The organism is Anoxybacillus sp. CHMUD (genome assembly GCF_013096965.1).
In the GTDB taxonomy this organism is placed as follows: Bacteria; Bacillota; Bacilli; order Bacillales; family Anoxybacillaceae; genus Anoxybacillus; species Anoxybacillus kestanbolensis_A.
Genome location: NZ_SDLG01000004.1, coordinates 1 through 17372, shown reverse-complemented (window position 1 = coordinate 17372; position 17372 = coordinate 1). Strand labels below are relative to the sequence as shown.

Here is a 17372-nt window from a genome sequence, read left to right as displayed (position 1 = left end):
TACAAACGCAAGCTTCTCTTTGCACTTATTCGTTATCAATTGTTAAAATAAGCTGCAATTCTCCTTTATTTTCAAAGTGAATCGGTACGCGAAATGCTTTATCAAAACCGTAAATTTTTGTTTGACCAACAAGAACAGTAGGAGGAGTGATATCGATTGTAATTCCCTTTTGAGATACGATCGTTGCCAAGTTTCCTGCAATCATATTGCCGAGCTCACCGGTAAATGATTCGAGCATTTCACCTTCTAAAGGCATGCCGAACATCGTTTCTCCGATACTTCCAAATATCGTTTCATGCCCTTCAATCATAAGGCGTCCCCGTAAGTCTCCGGTCATCCCAATTAATACACTAATGGACGTTTGAGTGAAAGGTTGTGTAAACAATGAAGGTTTTTCGATTGTCATTGCTAGCGGGATGACAGAGCGAATCGATTCGATCGTTCCGTTTAAAATCGTTGTAATTTTCTCACCTAAAGCCATAACAAGACCCCTTTTTTCTTCATCATAACAAATTTTTCGTTTCGATTACATCATTTTTCGACAAATGTAGACAAAGAAAACATAAAAAAACATAGTGACGAAACAATAAATTGCGTTATAATGGAAGTGCACAACAACATACCTCCTTTCAAAACGTCGAAAGCTTTCCTCCTATTGTGGTGAGGGAGGCTTTTTTACTTAATATGTATAAAATTCCTTTATCAGAAAAATATTATCATTAATGAAAATGAAAGGATAGAGATGTATGCCGAGCATCGTTGCAGTGGAATTAGCTGAACTTCCTTACCGTGTTTCACAAAACGAGGTGATGATTGCAATCAAACGTATGTTTCAACATCGTTATGAGCATATCGATCGTCTATTATCGATTTTTGAACATGACCATATTCAATCAAGGTCATTTGTACAACCGTTACATTGGTATATGACAGCTCATTCGTTCGCTGAGAAAAATGAACTGTATATTGAACATGCCGTTCAATATGGAAAAGAAGCAATTGAACGTTGTTTACATCGCGGAAACATTCCGTTCGAAGATATTGAAGCTATTTTTTTATTTCAACGACGGGGATTGCTACACCGAGCATTGAGGCAAGAATAATGAACGAGCTGCCTTTTTCGATACATACGAAACGGATTCCTATATGGGGGCTCGGATGTGCCGGGGGAGCAGTTGGCATTGCTCGAGCGGTAGATTACTGTCGAGCATATCCAAAAGCGAAAGTGCTTGTCCTCGCGGTAGAGTTTTGCAGTCTCACTTTTCAACTTGACGATGTGTCAAAAAGCAATCTTATTGGCACATCACTATTTGCGGATGGAGTAGGTTGTGCGTGTGTTGTAGGGAATGATGTACAGTTACAAAGCATAGATCCACAGGTGATCGATATGCAATCGATATTTATGCGTAACATGGAGGATGTTATGGGGTGGGATATAAAAGATAACGGATTTTATGTGGTGTTCTCTAGGCATATTCCGACTATTATTCGTCAATCGATTGGTGAAATCGTGGAATTGTTTTTAAGAAAAAACGGGATTTGTGTTTCGCAAATTGAACATTTTGTCGTACATCCAGGTGGTAAAAAAGTGCTCGATGCCTATCAAGAGGGGTTACATATAGATGAAAATAAGTTAACTCATGCGATTCATGTTTTACGAGAGCATGGAAATATGTCGTCTGTAACTGTGCTTGCTGTTTTACAGCGTTTTTTACAACAGCCTATCACTCAACAACACGGTTTAATGATGGCGATGGGACCGGGATTTAGCTGTGAGCTTTTATTGTTAAAATGGGGAGAGAAATTATGAAATGGAAAGTATTTCTCTTTTTACTTGCTCAACGATTTGTTGAGTTGTACTGGGCAAAAAGAAATGAACGATGGATGAAGGAGAGAGGGGCGAAAGAGTTCGGGCAAAATCACTATAAACATATTGTTTGTATGCATAGTTTATTTTTTGTCTCGCTTTTGCTCGAGGGAAGGAAAAAACATGCATCTGCTTTATGGTCATTTTTGTTTAATATCTTTATCATTCTACAGCTATTTCGTTTTTGGACCATTGCTTCGCTTGGGCGGTATTGGAATACGAAAATTATTGTATTGCCAAATGCAGAACGAATACAAAAAGGACCGTATCGATGGTTTCGTCATCCGAATTACCTCGTTGTTGTTCTAGAACTCCTTGTTATTCCCCTGATGTTTCAAGCATATTGGACAGCTGTCATATTTACAGTATGGAACGTGTACCTCTTATCTATCCGTATTCGTGTAGAGGAACAGGCGCTACGTTTATTAAAATCTCCTCATAAGTAGGGGGATTTTATTTTTCTGTGAACTACAGTAAAATGAAGGTAGATTTTTTAAAAGGGGTATGGGGAAAATGCATATGACAAAAACACAATCATTGCAACAATGGTTATATCGTCTCATCGCACTTCATGACGAATTTATTAAAAGAGGTGACATGACTCAAGCAAATAAAACGAAACAATTAATTAAAAAAGTGTATCATAAAGAGTTTACGATTGCTTTTTGTGGACACTTTTCTGCAGGAAAATCTAGTTTAATTAATGAATTGATCGGTGCTCAGCTTTTACCGTCTAGTCCAATTCCGACAAGTGCAAATCTTGTGAAAGTAAAAACAGGGAAACCGTATGCGCGTGTATATTATAAATCTGGCGAACGGATTGAATATACGGCTCCTTATGATTACGACGAAGTGAAAACGTTTTGTCGGGATGGCGACGCCATTGACATGATCGAGATTAGCGATGAAACAGAGGTGATCCCGCCCGGAATAGTACTTATGGATACACCAGGTATTGATTCAACCGATGATGCTCATCGTTTGGCGACGGAGTCTGCACTTCATTTAGCGGACGTCATATTTTATGTGATGGATTACAATCATGTTCAAGCGGAATTGAACTTCGAGTTTACGAAGCGTTTGTCACAGTATGGAAAAACGCTATACTTAGTTGTGAATCAAATTGATAAACATCGTGATGAAGAACTTCTATTTTCACAGTTTACTCGTTCTGTCGAGGAATCGTTTCAGCAGTGGGGCATCACATTTGAACGAATATTTTATACGTCGCTGAAACAAAAAGATAATATATACAACGAACTTGAGACATTAAAACAATTATTGCGGTCACTTTTTGATGAAAAAGAGGAACGACTTCATCAAAACATACGTATCGCTGTCGAGCAAATGATCGACGACCATATGCAGATCGTCATCGCTCAACAGGAAGAAGAAAAGCGAAATATACGGCAGTCGCTCTCGTTTGATCATGAACATGAGCTTCTTGCAAAACTCGAAGAAATTGAGCGAGCGATTGATCATATTCATACAACGTGGACAAATGCTAGGCAACATATTGAACAACAGTTGGAAACGACGTTACACAATGCATATGTGATGCCTTATGAAACACGAGAGTATGCGCGTGCCTATTTAGAAGCGTGTCAACCTGATTTTAAAGTCGGTTTTTTATTTACAAAGCAAAAAACAGAGGAAGAACGTAAAAAGCGGTTGCATGCGTTTTATGAAGATTTACATCAAAAAATCGAAAGTCAGCTTGAATGGCACATCCGTGACTTATTGAAGCAGTTTTATCAACAATATGATGTTCACGACCATGAATTATTGCATCGTATTCAACAATTAACCGTCCCGTTTTCAGAACAATGGATTGTTGAACGAAAACAAAATCAACCAGTTGTCACAGGCGATTATGTATTAACATATACGAACGACATAGCAAACGAAATGAAACGGTTATATCGCGATGCAGCTATTCAACTTGTCGAACAAATCATTGAGAAGGGAAAAGTACAACAAAAATTGAGTATGTATCAACAACAACTCAATAAGTTGATGGGGGAACGGGCATGCTGGGAGCAATTGAAGCAACTTGCTCGTGAGCGTGAACATACGCGTCAACAATTGCAAAAAGTCGTCGAAAATGCCAATTCGTTAAGCGATGATGCTGTTTATCCGTTTGTTCATGAGACGTTTACAATAAGAACAAGCAGTGAAAGCAAAGAAGAAGTTCCACATGGAAATGAATCAGCGCAAGAACAACATCCAATTCAAACGGTGCAAATAGAAAATGAGACGACCGAGCAAATGATCGAAAAATTGCGGACGATTAGTCAAATGATCGCCCCAATTAAAGGAATGAAACAGCTAGCAAATGAAATGGAAGTAAAAGTTCAGCAGCTTCAACGACGGACGTTTACGATTGCTTTGTTTGGCGCCTTTAGCGCAGGAAAATCTTCATTTGCAAACGCGTTAATCGGTGAACATGTCTTACCTGTTTCGCCACATCCGACGACGGCAACTATTAACAAAATTGTTCCACCAACAGGTGATCGTCCGCATGGAACCGTTGTCGTACAAGTAAAAACGGAACAGCAGCTTTTAAACGATTTACAACACTCTTTGCGCTTTTTCGGTATGCAAGTTCATTCATTACAAGAGGCGATCGAAGAAAGTAAAAAAGCTATTCGTAATGAAGCTGTTGATGCTAAGGAACGAGTGCATTGGGCGTTTTTACAAGCCGTTGTGCACGGGTATGAACAAATGAAAGAAAAGCTTGGACAATTGCTTACGATTTCACTTCAGCAATTTCATGAATATGTAGCGAATGAAACAAAATCGTGTTTTGTTGAATGGATTGAGCTATATTATGATTGCCCATTAACGCGTGAAAACATTATTCTTGTCGATACACCAGGCGCGGACTCTGTTAACGCTCGTCATACAGGAGTTGCATTTAACTACATTAAAAATGCTGATGCGATTTTCTTTGTCACATACTATAACCATGCGTTTTCAAAAGCGGATCGCGAATTTTTAATTCAGCTTGGTCGAGTAAAGGATACGTTTAGTTTAGATAAGATGTTTTTCATCATTAATGCAGCGGATTTAGCACATACAACAGAGGAATTACAAGCTGTTGTTCACTATGTGAAAGATCAGCTTTTACAATTTGGTATTCGTCATCCTCGTCTTTTTTCGCTATCAAGTAAATGGGCGCTCGCAGAAAAGAACGGAGAATTGTGGAAACATGATGTGCTATCCAATTCGGGAATGGACGCATTTGAGCAGGCGTTTTACCCGTTTATTCATCAAGAGCTTAGCTCGCTAGCGCTTGCTTCCGCTCGTTTGCAAATAAAACAAGCGCAAAAGCGACTAGCAGAATATATTGCAGAAGCAAAACAAAGCGATGAAACGAAACGTAAAAAGTTGCACATATTGCACCAAGAGCAACAACAGCTTGAGCGGATTATCGAACAATACGAAGCAAATCACGACGTTCATGCGATCGAGCAAGAATTAAATGAATTAGTTTATTATATTCAACAGCGCGTCTTTTTTCGTTTACCGGATTGGTTTAAAGAGTCGTTCAATCCTTCTGTTCTTCATGATCGACAGAGCAACATAAAAAAAGCGTTACAATTATGTTTGGATGAATTTTTATATTCCATTGGATTTGATTTGGCGCAAGAAATGCGTGCAACTAGTTTGCGAATCGAAGCATTTATAAGCAAACGTTATGATCTTCATTTTATGGCGTTAGAAAAACAATGGAAGGAAGTTCATGATCTCATTGTAACAAAAGCGGATCTTCCTGTTTTTCCAACAATGGAATTTCCACTTGCTTTTGAACAACTAGATCGCAACATATTTAAAAAGGCATTAGCGTTGTATAAAAACGCAAAATCATTTTTTGAAAAAGATGAAAAACGATTGATGAAAGAAGAATTGGAACGGCAATTGCATGAACCGGTAAAAGCATATATAACTGAGCAGAAAAAGCGTTTGCTTGTTCACTATAAGGAGCAATGGAATATAATGATTGAGCAACTTCACCATCATATGCGTGAGCAATTGAATGAACATTTCACCGGTTTAAGTGCTGCTTTAACAGCCCAAGCGTCAATAGATGAATTACAACATATTTATGACACGATTGGAGGAATGAATAATGACTGAAGTTCACCAAGCGATTACAGCGCATTCGCAAAAACAACACGCACTCGTTCGGGCATTTGTCGAGCTAAATACGAAACGGGAAACATATATTGAAGAAGCCATTGCCTTATGTCAACGAGGAGAGTCATTTTCTGTACAAAAAATTAATGAAGTGACAAAACAAATAAATGAACTAGCGAAAAATGGAATTGTACCACAGCGAAAATATGTAACAGTTGACATGGTAAAGGAGTATGTCCAAAAATTAAATAACAAATCGTCGTAGTGTGAAACGTCCCGTTCGCGCATACTATCTGTGCATCATGTATAAAAGGAGGATAAAGCGATGGGACGAACAAAATTTGGAAATGCTAATGCTCAACGAAATAATAATGCGAAGCATAAAAACGAATTAAAAACGGAATTTGCTTCATATGCTGAAGTGGAAGTAAAAAAAATGAGCAATGAGCATAAAAATATTCGATAAGGAGGCGCACATGCGCCTTTTCTTATGAGATGACAAATAGAAGGGTAGGTATGTTGATGAAAAAGTGGATGGCCATCATCGTTTTATTTAGTTTTTTTGCATATATGCTTTGGGAACATACGGCGGAGAGACAAACAATCAAAACAGGTATTCATATTGGCATGAAGGCCCCAAACTTTTCTTTAAAAACGATTGATGGGAAAACCGTACAACTTTCACAATTACGCGGAAAAGCAGTTATTGTGAATTTTTGGGCAACATGGTGTCCGCCTTGTCGTGCAGAAATGCCAGATATGCAGACATTTTATGAACAGTATTATAGACAAGTAGAAATTGTAGCCGTAAATGTGATGGTGCGAGATTCGCAAGAAAAAGTACGTGAGTTTATTAAGGATTACCATTTAACGTTTCCAGTTGTGCTAGATGTTGATGGCAATGTGATGAAACAATATGACATTCAACCGATTCCAACATCGTTTATTATCGACCGTCAAGGAATAATTCGCGAAAAACAAATCGGTCCTATGTCATATGAGCAAATGGTACAGTATGCAGAAAAATGGGGAAAATAGCCGAGGAGTCGGCTATTTTTTGTATATTTTTCATTATGTTTGGAAAAGATAGAAAAAAACAAAAAGTAGGTGAATACATCATGCGAAAAATAAGAAAACGGACATTTGCAGAACTCGTCATGGAAAATAAAAGACAACTATTAAATGATGTCAGCGCATTAGAAAAACTGGAAGAAAAAATGGAAACACGTTGGCTTCATAAAGCAGAGTAATATAGCCATACTATGAGGGAGAGGGGGATGAAAAATGGGTAATCCAAAAAGTAATCAACAGCCATTTGTGCCGCAACATATCGGAACGAAACCGCGATCAGCAGGTGGCAATAAAGGAAAGCAAATGCAAGATCAATCTGGTCAACATCCACAAGTCATTCAAACGAAGGGTGAGTAAGGGCGAATATTCGCCCTTATATAGTTTACATAATTAAATTATGATAAACAATAAAATTTGTATAACATGAAGAAAAACGTGCACGATAAAAAATGTACATTTTACTTTCACAAGGAGGATGATAACATGAGACCGAATGAAGATGATCGTCGCGACAATGTAGAAAAATTACAGGACATGGTACAAAATACGCTTGAGAATATTGAAAGAGCGGAAGAAACGATGGCGTCTGCTAGTCCAGAGGAGCGTGAGAAAATTAGGGAAAAAAATCATCGCCGTGAAGAAGCAATTGAGGCGATGCGAGCAGAGATTAAAGACGAGGCAAGAGCACGAGAAAAAGGATACGAATTGTAAAAGCCGCATATGTGCGGCTCTTTTTTTCTGCTTTTCCTATGTTTATGGTAAAATAGTGATAAAGTATCGTTATGTTGGAGAGTGAGAAATGATGGTCATTTCACAAAAAGAGATTGAAGTGCGTTACGCAGAAACGGATCAAATGGGGGTTGTTTATCATGCGAATTACTTAATTTGGTTAGAAATGGGACGAGCTCATTTTATTCAACAGCTTGGTTTTCAATATGCTGATATGGAGAAAAGAGGGATTGTGTCCCCAGTTATTGATTTACAAATTTCTTATAAGAAGCCGTTACGATACGGGGAAATAGCTACGATTAAAACGTGGGTGGAATCATATGATGGTATTCGGGTTGTTTATGGATACGAAGTATTGACCCCGACAAATGAAATCGCAGCAACAGCAACTTCAAAACATGTTTGTGTGACAAAAGAAACGTTTCAACCAGTTTTAATCAGAAAATATTTTCCAGATTGGCACGAGGCATACGAGCGGGCAAAAAAAAGATAAAGGCGGGATCCCCCGCTTTTATCTATATGTGAATACCGGCTCGTTTTGCTTTTCATCAAATTCAATATGTAAATCGTGACCGTCAAAATACCACATATCGTTTTGTTCAATAAAAAAGATGACGCCGTTTTTTTCTAGTGCAACCGCAGCATCGATCGGCTCTTCCTTATTTACTCCTAAAGAAAAACCTTTTTGTACATTGCTACATCCGCCATATCGAGCAAAAAAACGAACATAGTCCCCGCGCTGTAATTGAAGTTCTTCTTTATACCACTGAAATGCTTGATCACATATAGATATGTTCATGACATTCACCACCTTTCATAAATGATTATAAAAGAACGAGAAATATTTTTCTATTTTGTACATGCCATTCGAGAAAAAATAAAAAATGAACTATACAAATGGTGGCAAAACATGTATCATTAATCCGTAATGATTGTGAAAACGAAAGGAGTGACAGTTCCGTTATGAGCAGGACGAGTAAAAATGAACCAGAACCAGCAATAATAGGGGAAGTAGCTTCGTTTTTTGGCGCTGGAACGTACTGCTCACAAACGAAACAGGCGCTCCAACGGCAAAAAAGTGGCGCTTACCTCTAGTAGAGAAGATAGGGGGATCACGCCATGATGAACATTTATTTATCGAATGACCAAGGAAAATTAGAAGAAATTCACGAACTAAAAAATGGTTGTTGGGTAAACCTCATTTCTCCAACGGAGAGTGAAATTCGCTACATTGCAGAACATCTCAATATTCCCATCGATTCTATTAAAGATGCACTCGATGATGAAGAGCGTTCACGCATCGAAAAAGAAGATAACCATGTACTCATCATCGTAGACATCCCAATTATTACGTACGATGAAGGAAATATTCCAACATATGAAACCATTCCAATTGGAATGATTATTACAAATATATGTTTTATCACCGTTTGCCTTCAAGAAAACCCGATTTTTGAAGAGTTTACAAAGAACAAGGTGAAAAATTTTTATACGTATATGAAAACGCGTTTTGCGTTACAAATGTTATATATGATTTCTACGTATTATTTAAGATATTTAAAGCAAATTAATCGAAAAACGAGCGAAATTGAAAAACAGCTACATCAATCGATGCAAAATAAAGAGTTGTTTTCTTTGCTTAGTTTAGAAAAAAGCCTTGTTTATTTTACGACATCGTTAAAAGCGAACAATATTGTGATGGAACGATTGCTTCGTTTAAATTATTTACGGATGTATGAAGACGATCAAGAATTGTTAGAAGATGTCATTATTGAAAACAAGCAAGCCATTGAAATGACAGAAGTATATAGCAGCATTTTAAGTGGAATGATGGATGCCTTCGCTTCTGTTATTTCAAACAACTTAAACATCGTCATGAAATTTTTAGCTGCGATTACAATTGTTATTTCCTTTCCAACGATGGTAACAAGTTTTTATGGGATGAACGTTCCGATCCCATATCAAGATACACCGTATGCATATTTAGTTGCTTTAGGCATTTCTTTCGTGCTTTCAAGTATTACGGCGTTTGTTTTTTGGAAGAAGCGTTATTTTTAAAAGAACGGCACGTACCGTTCTTTTTTTTGTTTTAAATAAAAACGAACATTCTATAAAAAAATAAAAAAAAAAGATCGTTTTTTATTGACTGATTATGTGCTATTTAGTATATTAACATTCGGAAAACGGAAGGTGAGGGATGAATGATGAACAATCGTTACGATGTAATTGTTGTTGGGGCAGGTCCGACAGGGATTTTCACTTGTTATGAATTGACATTAAAATTACGAGGGGCACGTGTGCTGTTAATTGATAAAGGGCACGATATTTATAAACGAAATTGTCCGATTTTGCAGAAGAAGATTGAAAAATGTCCGCCACCAGCTGGAAAAAAAGATTACGCAGGTTGTTTACCTGCTTGTTCGATTACAAATGGATTTGGTGGGGCAGGAGCTTATTCCGATGGTAAGTTTAACATTACGAGCGAGTTTGGTGGATGGATGACAGACTATTTACCTGATTCAACGGTGTTACAACTCATTCGTTATGTGGACGAAATTAACTTGAAACATGGTGCAACGCGTACGTTGACCGATCCATTGACAGATGAAGTGAGAAAAATTGAAAAGCGTGCTTATGCTGCTGGATTGAAATTGTTGCGCGCACAAGTTCGTCATCTCGGTACAGAACAAAATTTAGAAATTTTAAAGAGCATATATGAATATTTACGTACCCATATTGATATGATGTTCAAAACGGAAGTAAGCGATATTTTGACGGAAAAAATAAATGGCACGCATCATGTAAAAGGAATTCAATTAAAAAATGGACATATGTTATATGCCGATCGTGTCGTCATCGCTCCAGGACGTGATGGCTCTGCTTGGTTAACAAACATATTGAAGCGTCGTGGGTTGAAAATGATCAATAATCAAGTCGATATTGGCGTTCGTGTCGAAACGTCTAACGTCGTTATGGAGGAAATTAATACACATTTGTATGAGGGGAAGTTTATTTTTAACACATCCGTCGGAACACAAGTTCGGACATTTTGTAGTAACCCTTCTGGTCATGTTGTTGTCGAAAATCATTCAGGGATTATGCTTGCAAATGGTCATGCGTATAAAGACCCAAAACTAGGAAGCAACAATACAAACTTTGCTCTTCTTGTTTCTCATAAATTTTCAGATCCGTTCGATCAACCGAACGAATACGCCCAGCAAATTTCTCGTTTAGCGAATGCATTATCTAACGGCGGCATTATTGTACAAAAATACGGAGATATTTTAAAAGGGAGACGCTCAACAGAAAAACGGATTAAAGAAGGATTCATCGAACCAACGTTAAAGGAGGCTGTTCCTGGAGATTTAGGGCTCGTTCTTCCATATAACACAATGAAAAGTTTAATTGAAATGACAGAAGCACTAAACGCTGTAACCCCAGGCATTGCTTCAGAACATACACTTTTTTACGGAGTAGAGGCAAAGTTTTATTCTGCCCGTCCAAAATTAAATGAACGTTTTGAAACAGAAATCTCAGGGCTATATGTTGGAGGAGACGGCGCAGGAATTACACGCGGTCTGGCGCAAGCGGGGGCATGTGGGGTATGGATTGCCCGAAATATTGTCGAAACGTCTAACTAGCGAAGGTTGTTCGCTAGTTTTTTTGTTAACTAAAATAAAAATAATGTTGACATATAACTTCTAATCGAATACGATTATTGGTAATTAGAAGTAAAAGGGGGAGAACAATGGATTGGTTACTATTGGCAAATCGTGTGTTAGATGGGGAAGACATTACAGATGATGAGGCGCTTGCAATATTAAATTGTCCCGATGATGAGCTATTGCTATTGTTGCAAGGTGCTTATCGCATCCGTAAAACGTACTACGGAAATAAAGTGAAATTAAATATGATTATGAATGCAAAGTCGGGATTGTGTCCAGAAAATTGCGGATATTGTTCCCAATCTTCTATATCAACAGCCCCGATTCCGACATATAAAATGGTAAACAAAGAGACAATTTTGCAAGGTGCCAAGCGAGCGTATAAGGCCAAAATAGGAACATACTGCATCGTTGCAAGCGGAAGAGGACCGAGCGATAAAGAAATTGATATCGTTGTATCTGCGGTTAAAGAAATTAAAGAAACGTACGGCTTAAAAGTATGTGCCTGTTTAGGAATACTAAAGCCAGAACAAGCGTTGCGCTTAAAAGAAGCAGGTGTGGATCGCTACAATCATAATATTAATACGTCAAAAGAACATCATCCTCATATTACGACTTCCCATACATACGATGATCGGGTACGTACGGTAGAAACGGTCAAGGAAGCAGGGATGTCTCCATGTTCAGGTGTGATTATCGGTATGAAAGAAACAAAACAAGATGTGATCGCAATGGCGAGAAGTTTAAAAGCGTTAGATGCGGATTCAATCCCTGTAAATTTCCTTCATGCGATTGATGGAACGCCGTTAGAGGGGACAAAAGAACTAAATCCACGTTACTGCTTAAAAGTATTAGCATTATTTCGATACATTAACCCTACGAAAGAAATTCGTATTTCTGGAGGGAGAGAAGTAAACTTACGTAGTTTGCAACCACTCGGCTTGTATGCTGCGAACTCCATTTTTGTTGGCGATTACTTAACGACTGCCGGACAAGAAAAACATGCTGATTTTCAAATGCTTGAAGATTTAGGATTTGATATTGATTTTGCCCCAGCATCTTATGCGAGATAAAAAAGCCGACGTTGTGTGTCGGCTTTTTTATCTGTACATATACTATTACTAATTACGATGCTCAACATTGGAGTGAAGTTCATGTGATATCTCGAAAATTTGAAAACGAGCGATTGCGTCGAAAACAAGAAGAAAAAGAGATTATTGACGGTTTACTAGATATTTATAACGATTACAAGTGGTTGTACGAACGATTTGGTGATGAACAGTACGAACAGATGATGGAACAAATCATTGAGCAATTAAAAAAGTTTACCCGACGGAGACGACGCGAATGAAATTATATGCATTGCGATAATACGTATATGAAATAAGGAATACAGAAAAAGAGTATGATATAGAATAATACATTCGTGATCGTCTCCATCCATTGATCAATTCGTTCGCTCATAAGCTTGCCCTCCGTTCCTTTTTACTTCCAACGTATGTGTACATAGCGGTAAATATACATAAAAACGGCTGACATAAATGGATCATTTTTTCATAACATAATACAAAGGGGGCGATGTTGTGAAAGAAATTGAAGTTGTGATCGATACGGAGGAAATTGCGGAGTTCTTTTACAATGAACTTGTTCGGCGAGGGTTTGTCCCAACAGAGCGTGAAATGGAAGAAATAGCAGATATTATGTTTGATTATTTGATCGAAAAAAGTATTATTGATGAGGAAGTAATTGATGAATAAAACGGCGGATGTCCCGTCGTTTTTTTGCTTGAAATTTGAAACATTTTCTTTTTTTATTCGTACAACATAGTGTACTGATAAATAAGAGGAGGGTTTTTATGGGTCTGTTTAATAAAGTTTTAGCGAGTATTGGGATTGGTGCGGCGAAAGTAGATACAAAGTTGCATGAGTCACATTTATTGCTCGGTGAAAGTGTGACTGGGGTTGTAGAGGTAACGGGAGGAAATATAGAACAACAAATTGATGATATATATTTATCTCTCTGCGCTACATATACAAAAGAAGTAGATGATCGCAAAGTAACGAAGCAAGCAATTGTTGAAAAATGGAAAATTGCCCAATCATTCAAAATTCGTGCTGGAGAAAAGAAAGAATTTCCATTTTCTTTTTCCCTTCCGCTTGACACACCAATTACAGTTGGAAAAACAAGAGTGTGGTTACACACAGGACTTGACATAAAAAATGCTGTCGATCCGACAGATGAAGATTACATTCGTGTTCAACCTAATCGGATGATGAACGAAGTATTTCGAGCGATGGAAAACTTAGGCTTCCGCTTAAAAGAAGCCGAATGTAAAGAAGCTCCTTATCGTATTGGTAAGCGACTTCCTTTTGTTCAAGAGTTTGAGTTTGTACCAGTTCGAGGAGAATTTCATGGGAAGCTTGATGAAGTGGAAATCATTTTTTTTGCCCAAGGGGCAAATGCGTTTGAATTGCTTATTCAGGTGGATCGACGTGCGCGAGGGCTGGCTGGATTGTTTGCGGAAGCACTCGATTTAGATGAGACGTTCATTCGCGTGACGATTAATGAACAGCACATCCAAACATTACAAACAGATCTTGCTTCACTTATTCGACGATACGCTTAAAAAGACTGGGAGCCCCCGGTCTTTTTTTATGTATAATTATGTCGGAATTTTATATGTATTCGACAAAAATAGTAAAAAAATGAAAAAGGAATCGACAAAACGAATCGCTAATAGTTACAAAAAGAAAAAAGGGAGTGGATATTGGTGATTCGGATGTTTATGGAGAAAATATTAAAATCAACGCAATGTTATGATGTAACGCTTTTTCAAACCCCACAATTTGGTCAAATAAAAGGGTATCGGCAAGTATATCGCTTAACAGTAAACGGAGAAGATCACGATGACGTATTAGCAGAAGTTTATCGAATATTTAACGTTCCTGATCTAGTGCCGAAAGATTATGATGCACGCTATGTAGGGACAGGCGACATCTTGCTCATTGACGAAGGAAGATATGGACAATTTTTTTATCGCTTAAGCCCAGATGGATGGGAGCGTATTCACCGTATGCATGTGCGTTAAAAAATGTCTTTAAATGTTCACAAAATTGTGCTATATTGTATATAGACAATGAGCACAAGGTTAGAGTATGATAAAAAATTCCCCTTGTGCGTGCAAGGGGATTATTTTTTTCGTTTATCAGCATTGTACTCTTTATCGTGTGCTTCAGCTTCAGCGATCAATGTTTCTTTCGGAACATGGTTATTTTTCTTTGGGCTATTGATGCGGTTACGATGTTTTTTTCCCAATTGGAAACCTCCTTTACGTGTAGTTACATCCATTAACATCGACAACATCATAAAAAATATACATACAGGGTGGGAAAAACGATGTTTGCATTTATGATTTCTTCCATCGTCGGAATTGTTGCGATTTTTTGTTCCTTGTTTATTAAATTCGAATTAGAGCGGCTCATTGGGCGGAGAAAGAAAATTTTCCTCCTTCATTTGGCAAACATTAGCATCACTAACGTGGTGATTGCAAGCGCTTACTATGTGTTTAGTGGAATGTTTGAAACAAGCGAGCACCCATTTTACCTCATTTATTTAGCGTCTTTAGAAGCGGTGTTACCAATTTATGTTGTTTGTTATTTAATATATGAACATTATGAGCAAGCAAAGAAAAAATATGTTGTAAGTGAAGATAAAAAGGTTTTATACGTGAAACCAAAGTATTTTCGCAAAATATCGTAAAGAGGGGAATCCCCTCTTTTTTTATACATGAAAAACAATGCTTTAGTGAAACATAGGAGTGTGGTATAGTATATATGCAACGATAAAGATTAAAGGAGGATACATATGAGTGTTCATATTGGAGCAAAAGAACACGAGATTGCAGATAAAATTTTACTTCCAGGAGATCCACTTCGCGCAAAATATATCGCTGAAACGTTTTTAGAGGGAGCTACTTGCTATAATCAAGTTCGCGGTATGTTAGGATTTACAGGTACATATAAAGGCCATCGTATTTCCGTTCAAGGAACAGGTATGGGTGTACCATCTATTTCTATTTATATTACAGAACTTATGCAAAGCTACAACGTTCAAACATTAATTCGCGTCGGAACATGTGGTGCTATTCAAAAAGATGTAAAAGTTCGTGATGTCATTTTAGCGATGACATCGTCAACCGATTCCCAAATGAATCGCATGACGTTCGGAGGAATTGATTACGCTCCGACAGCTAACTTTGACTTGTTAAAAACAGCGTACGAAATTGGAAAAGAAAAAGGATTACAACTAAAAGTTGGCAGTGTATTTACAGCTGATATGTTTTATAATGAAAATGCACAATTTGAAAAACTGGCACGATACGGTGTACTGGCTGTAGAGATGGAAACAACAGCGCTTTATACATTAGCCGCTAAATTTGGCAGAAAAGCATTATCGGTATTAACAGTAAGCGATCACATTTTAACAGGGGAAGAGACAACGGCTGAAGAGCGCCAAACAACATTTAACGAAATGATCGAAGTCGCTCTTGAAACAGCGATTCGCCAATAAACTAAAAAATAAAGAAAGCTCCTGCGAATCATTTTCCTCGCGGAGCTTTCTTCTATTCGTGAGGGAGAAAAAGATGAAAAAATGGTTATGTTGTTTTTTGATAATAACTAGTGGCTGTCAATCCTTTGGATCACTTGAGCAGGAACCGAGACCGTCTAAGCCTCCTGTCCAAGCTGAGCAGCCGACGCCATCTTCTGAAACACCCACACTACCTTCTGAACAACAAGAACAAGAAGAGCTTGTACTTGAAGAACGATTTTGGAATCAAATCGAAGTGCAAAATGGGGTAAAAGTCATTATAAATCCAGATAATATACTAGCTTTAGTAAATAAGGAGCAGCAATTACCTGCTGACTACAAGCCGGCTGACTTAGTTATTCCAAATGTTCCGTTTACGTTTAAAGAAACGGATGTTGAAAAACGACACATGCGTGCAGAAGCTGCAAAAGCGTTAGAAGCAATGTTTACAGCAGCGAAACAACAACAAGTTTTGTTATATGCTGTATCTGGCTATCGTTCGTATGAACGGCAACAACAGTTGTTTACATTTGAAGTTCAACGATTAGGAGAAGAAAAAGCAGTTGTTGCCGTTGCGATGCCTGGGAAAAGTGAACATCAAACCGGATTAGCGATGGATATTACAAGTCCAAGTGTTCAATATGCCATTACCCCTGCTTTTGGTGACACGCGAGAAGGAAAGTGGGTAGCTGAGCATGCGCATGAATTTGGTTTTATTATTCGCTATCCGAAAGGAAAAGAGCATATTACAAAATATCAATACGAGCCTTGGCATTTGCGTTATGTCGGCGTGAAGGCAGCCAAAATTATTTATGAAAAACAAATCACGCTAGAGGAATATTTTCAAATTGTAAAGAAAATGTAAAGTTATACACATTTGAATACACGATATTGTTCAAACACACGAGCAAGTTTTGTAGAAATATAAATGTATATTTCTGACCGATATACTGCACTTAGTGCTTGACGGAAATGCATTTGTTTAACGAATAAATCAATTTGATGTTTAGCGTATTTCATCGCCTGGTGTTGTGAAATAATTTGTTTTTTCATAATTTTCAACTCAATTTCTGTCAATAAGGAGACAGAAAAGCGAAGGATTGCTGCCTCTGTTTGGCCGATAAATTGCGAAATCATCGTTCTCATTCCTCCTTCGAGCGTATTTACAATTTTGAAATATACTTTATGTTAAAGCCGATGATAAAATCCCCAATATAGCCGGAATAAAATTCCCCACTTACAATAGAACCATAGTGTCAACGAGAGGAGCTATGGTTCATGATTACGAGAGGGGAATTTTTTATGATCAAAGA

Annotated in this window: 24 protein-coding genes and 1 pseudogene; 21 read left to right on the top strand and 4 right to left on the bottom strand. The window is 37.7% G+C overall.

What is annotated here, in order from left to right; translation table 11 throughout:
• Positions 1-25 precede the first annotated feature (25 nt).
• On the bottom strand, positions 26-481 hold the full coding sequence (locus ETB99_RS03735) for a chemotaxis protein CheX (RefSeq protein WP_035019637.1): 456 nt from the start codon (positions 479-481) through the stop codon (positions 26-28).
• A gap of 265 nt (positions 482-746) precedes the next feature.
• Here ETB99_RS03735 and ETB99_RS03730 point away from each other — a divergent pair.
• From ETB99_RS03730 to ETB99_RS03685, 10 genes and pseudogenes are all read left to right on the top strand, one after another.
• Positions 747-1810: pseudogene (locus ETB99_RS03730) on the top strand (type III polyketide synthase).
• Positions 1807-2313: an isoprenylcysteine carboxyl methyltransferase family protein gene (locus tag ETB99_RS03725; RefSeq protein ID WP_253263533.1), complete on the top strand. Its 507-nt coding sequence runs from the start codon at positions 1807-1809 to the stop codon at positions 2311-2313. The pseudogene ETB99_RS03730 and the gene ETB99_RS03725 overlap by 4 nt, the downstream one beginning before the upstream one ends.
• A 58-nt stretch (positions 2314-2371) precedes the next feature.
• A complete protein-coding gene (locus ETB99_RS03720) occupies positions 2372-6007 on the top strand; it encodes a dynamin family protein (RefSeq protein ID WP_171699927.1) in 3636 nt (1211 codons plus the stop codon).
• Positions 6000-6272 carry a YpbS family protein gene (locus tag ETB99_RS03715; RefSeq protein ID WP_077428423.1) on the top strand — a complete coding sequence of 91 codons (273 nt, stop codon included), beginning with the start codon at positions 6000-6002 and terminating at the stop codon, positions 6270-6272. The genes ETB99_RS03720 and ETB99_RS03715 overlap by 8 nt, the downstream gene beginning before the upstream one ends.
• 60 nt (positions 6273-6332) lie before the next feature.
• Complete coding sequence (locus tag ETB99_RS03710) at positions 6333-6473, top strand: hypothetical protein (protein ID WP_088223298.1); 141 nt, start codon at positions 6333-6335, stop codon at positions 6471-6473.
• A 50-nt stretch (positions 6474-6523) separates the two neighbouring features.
• Complete coding sequence (locus ETB99_RS03705) at positions 6524-7045, top strand: peroxiredoxin family protein (RefSeq protein WP_077428422.1); 522 nt, start codon at positions 6524-6526, stop codon at positions 7043-7045.
• 80 nt (positions 7046-7125) lie between these two features.
• Positions 7126-7257 (top strand): FbpB family small basic protein, encoded by a 132-nt coding sequence (locus tag ETB99_RS03700; protein WP_077428929.1) that lies wholly within the window; start codon positions 7126-7128, stop codon positions 7255-7257.
• Between the two features lie 34 nt (positions 7258-7291).
• Positions 7292-7435, top strand: a complete 144-nt coding sequence (locus ETB99_RS03695; protein ID WP_004890310.1) for an acid-soluble spore protein N — start codon at positions 7292-7294, stop codon at positions 7433-7435.
• 126 nt (positions 7436-7561) lie between these two features.
• The gene (gene tlp / locus ETB99_RS03690) at positions 7562-7789 is read left to right on the top strand and encodes a small acid-soluble spore protein Tlp (protein WP_171699926.1); all 228 of its coding nucleotides are present in this window, start codon (positions 7562-7564) and stop codon (positions 7787-7789) included.
• A 91-nt stretch (positions 7790-7880) separates the two neighbouring features.
• Positions 7881-8300, top strand: coding sequence for an acyl-CoA thioesterase (locus ETB99_RS03685; protein WP_077428928.1), 420 nt, complete (start codon positions 7881-7883; stop codon positions 8298-8300).
• 18 nt (positions 8301-8318) lie between these two features.
• Here the strand turns inward: ETB99_RS03685 and ETB99_RS03680 are convergent, their stop codons facing one another.
• Positions 8319-8606 (bottom strand): HesB/YadR/YfhF family protein, encoded by a 288-nt coding sequence (locus tag ETB99_RS03680; RefSeq protein ID WP_171699925.1) that lies wholly within the window; start codon positions 8604-8606, stop codon positions 8319-8321.
• 164 nt (positions 8607-8770) lie between these two features.
• On the opposite strand from ETB99_RS03680, the gene ETB99_RS15160 reads away from it, so the two are divergent.
• From ETB99_RS15160 to ETB99_RS03640, 8 genes are all read left to right on the top strand, one after another.
• Positions 8771-8902, top strand: a complete 132-nt coding sequence (locus ETB99_RS15160; RefSeq protein ID WP_255707176.1) for a hypothetical protein — start codon at positions 8771-8773, stop codon at positions 8900-8902.
• 24 nt (positions 8903-8926) lie between these two features.
• Positions 8927-9865: a magnesium transporter CorA family protein gene (locus tag ETB99_RS03670; protein WP_171699923.1), complete on the top strand. Its 939-nt coding sequence runs from the start codon at positions 8927-8929 to the stop codon at positions 9863-9865.
• Positions 9866-10011: 146 nt separating this feature from the next.
• Positions 10012-11448, top strand: coding sequence for an NAD(P)/FAD-dependent oxidoreductase (locus ETB99_RS03665; protein WP_171700026.1), 1437 nt, complete (start codon positions 10012-10014; stop codon positions 11446-11448).
• A gap of 107 nt (positions 11449-11555) precedes the next feature.
• Positions 11556-12545: a biotin synthase BioB gene (bioB, locus tag ETB99_RS03660; protein ID WP_171699922.1), complete on the top strand. Its 990-nt coding sequence runs from the start codon at positions 11556-11558 to the stop codon at positions 12543-12545.
• A gap of 83 nt (positions 12546-12628) precedes the next feature.
• A complete protein-coding gene (locus ETB99_RS03655; protein ID WP_004890325.1) occupies positions 12629-12823 on the top strand; it encodes a hypothetical protein in 195 nt (64 codons plus the stop codon).
• A 232-nt stretch (positions 12824-13055) separates the two neighbouring features.
• The gene (locus ETB99_RS03650; protein ID WP_004890329.1) at positions 13056-13229 is read left to right on the top strand and encodes a YozD family protein; all 174 of its coding nucleotides are present in this window, start codon (positions 13056-13058) and stop codon (positions 13227-13229) included.
• A 98-nt stretch (positions 13230-13327) separates the two neighbouring features.
• Positions 13328-14098 (top strand): sporulation protein, encoded by a 771-nt coding sequence (locus tag ETB99_RS03645; RefSeq protein ID WP_171699921.1) that lies wholly within the window; start codon positions 13328-13330, stop codon positions 14096-14098.
• A gap of 153 nt (positions 14099-14251) precedes the next feature.
• Entirely contained in the window at positions 14252-14560 is a 309-nt protein-coding gene (locus tag ETB99_RS03640; RefSeq protein WP_077428926.1) for a hypothetical protein, read from the top strand.
• 101 nt (positions 14561-14661) lie between these two features.
• On the opposite strand, the gene ETB99_RS15155 is transcribed toward ETB99_RS03640, so the two are convergent.
• Positions 14662-14787 (bottom strand): hypothetical protein, encoded by a 126-nt coding sequence (locus ETB99_RS15155; protein ID WP_255707113.1) that lies wholly within the window; start codon positions 14785-14787, stop codon positions 14662-14664.
• Positions 14788-14868: 81 nt separating this feature from the next.
• Between ETB99_RS15155 and ETB99_RS03635 the strand changes: the two genes are divergently transcribed.
• The 3 genes from ETB99_RS03635 to ETB99_RS03625 all read left to right on the top strand — a co-directional run bounded on the left by ETB99_RS03635 (position 14869) and on the right by ETB99_RS03625 (position 16924).
• A complete protein-coding gene (locus ETB99_RS03635) occupies positions 14869-15231 on the top strand; it encodes a hypothetical protein (protein WP_171699920.1) in 363 nt (120 codons plus the stop codon).
• A gap of 105 nt (positions 15232-15336) precedes the next feature.
• Positions 15337-16041 carry a purine-nucleoside phosphorylase gene (deoD, locus tag ETB99_RS03630; protein WP_077428415.1) on the top strand — a complete coding sequence of 235 codons (705 nt, stop codon included), beginning with the start codon at positions 15337-15339 and terminating at the stop codon, positions 16039-16041.
• 73 nt (positions 16042-16114) lie between these two features.
• The gene (locus tag ETB99_RS03625) at positions 16115-16924 is read left to right on the top strand and encodes a M15 family metallopeptidase (RefSeq protein ID WP_129000291.1); all 810 of its coding nucleotides are present in this window, start codon (positions 16115-16117) and stop codon (positions 16922-16924) included.
• Positions 16925-16926: 2 nt separating this feature from the next.
• On the opposite strand, the gene ETB99_RS03620 is transcribed toward ETB99_RS03625, so the two are convergent.
• A complete protein-coding gene (locus tag ETB99_RS03620; RefSeq protein WP_226373752.1) occupies positions 16927-17196 on the bottom strand; it encodes a hypothetical protein in 270 nt (89 codons plus the stop codon).
• Between the last annotated feature and the right edge of the window lie 176 nt (positions 17197-17372).

Excerpts from the sequence above, each read along its gene's own strand:
- ETB99_RS03620 (WP_226373752.1), bottom strand. The coding sequence starts at position 17,196 with ATGATTTCGCAATTTATCGGCCAAACAGAGGCAGCAATCCTTCGCTTT.
- ETB99_RS03640 (WP_077428926.1), top strand. The coding sequence starts at position 14,252 with ATGTTTATGGAGAAAATATTAAAATCAACGCAATGTTATGATGTAACG.
- ETB99_RS03645 (WP_171699921.1), top strand. The coding sequence starts at position 13,328 with ATGGGTCTGTTTAATAAAGTTTTAGCGAGTATTGGGATTGGTGCGGCG.
- ETB99_RS03700 (WP_077428929.1), top strand. The coding sequence starts at position 7,126 with ATGCGAAAAATAAGAAAACGGACATTTGCAGAACTCGTCATGGAAAAT.
- deoD (WP_077428415.1), top strand. The coding sequence starts at position 15,337 with ATGAGTGTTCATATTGGAGCAAAAGAACACGAGATTGCAGATAAAATT.
- ETB99_RS03725 (WP_253263533.1), top strand. The coding sequence starts at position 1,807 with ATGAAATGGAAAGTATTTCTCTTTTTACTTGCTCAACGATTTGTTGAG.
- ETB99_RS03685 (WP_077428928.1), top strand. The coding sequence starts at position 7,881 with ATGGTCATTTCACAAAAAGAGATTGAAGTGCGTTACGCAGAAACGGAT.
- ETB99_RS03635 (WP_171699920.1), top strand. The coding sequence starts at position 14,869 with ATGTTTGCATTTATGATTTCTTCCATCGTCGGAATTGTTGCGATTTTT.
- ETB99_RS03625 (WP_129000291.1), top strand. The coding sequence starts at position 16,115 with ATGAAAAAATGGTTATGTTGTTTTTTGATAATAACTAGTGGCTGTCAA.
- bioB (WP_171699922.1), top strand. The coding sequence starts at position 11,556 with ATGGATTGGTTACTATTGGCAAATCGTGTGTTAGATGGGGAAGACATT.
- ETB99_RS03695 (WP_004890310.1), top strand. The coding sequence starts at position 7,292 with ATGGGTAATCCAAAAAGTAATCAACAGCCATTTGTGCCGCAACATATC.
- ETB99_RS03665 (WP_171700026.1), top strand. The coding sequence starts at position 10,012 with ATGAACAATCGTTACGATGTAATTGTTGTTGGGGCAGGTCCGACAGGG.
- tlp (WP_171699926.1), top strand. The coding sequence starts at position 7,562 with ATGAGACCGAATGAAGATGATCGTCGCGACAATGTAGAAAAATTACAG.
- ETB99_RS03705 (WP_077428422.1), top strand. The coding sequence starts at position 6,524 with ATGTTGATGAAAAAGTGGATGGCCATCATCGTTTTATTTAGTTTTTTT.
- ETB99_RS03710 (WP_088223298.1), top strand. The coding sequence starts at position 6,333 with ATGGGACGAACAAAATTTGGAAATGCTAATGCTCAACGAAATAATAAT.
- ETB99_RS15160 (WP_255707176.1), top strand. The coding sequence starts at position 8,771 with ATGAGCAGGACGAGTAAAAATGAACCAGAACCAGCAATAATAGGGGAA.
- ETB99_RS03680 (WP_171699925.1), bottom strand. The coding sequence starts at position 8,606 with ATGAACATATCTATATGTGATCAAGCATTTCAGTGGTATAAAGAAGAA.
- ETB99_RS03715 (WP_077428423.1), top strand. The coding sequence starts at position 6,000 with ATGACTGAAGTTCACCAAGCGATTACAGCGCATTCGCAAAAACAACAC.
- ETB99_RS03735 (WP_035019637.1), bottom strand. The coding sequence starts at position 481 with ATGGCTTTAGGTGAGAAAATTACAACGATTTTAAACGGAACGATCGAA.
- ETB99_RS03720 (WP_171699927.1), top strand. The coding sequence starts at position 2,372 with ATGGGGAAAATGCATATGACAAAAACACAATCATTGCAACAATGGTTA.
- ETB99_RS03670 (WP_171699923.1), top strand. The coding sequence starts at position 8,927 with ATGATGAACATTTATTTATCGAATGACCAAGGAAAATTAGAAGAAATT.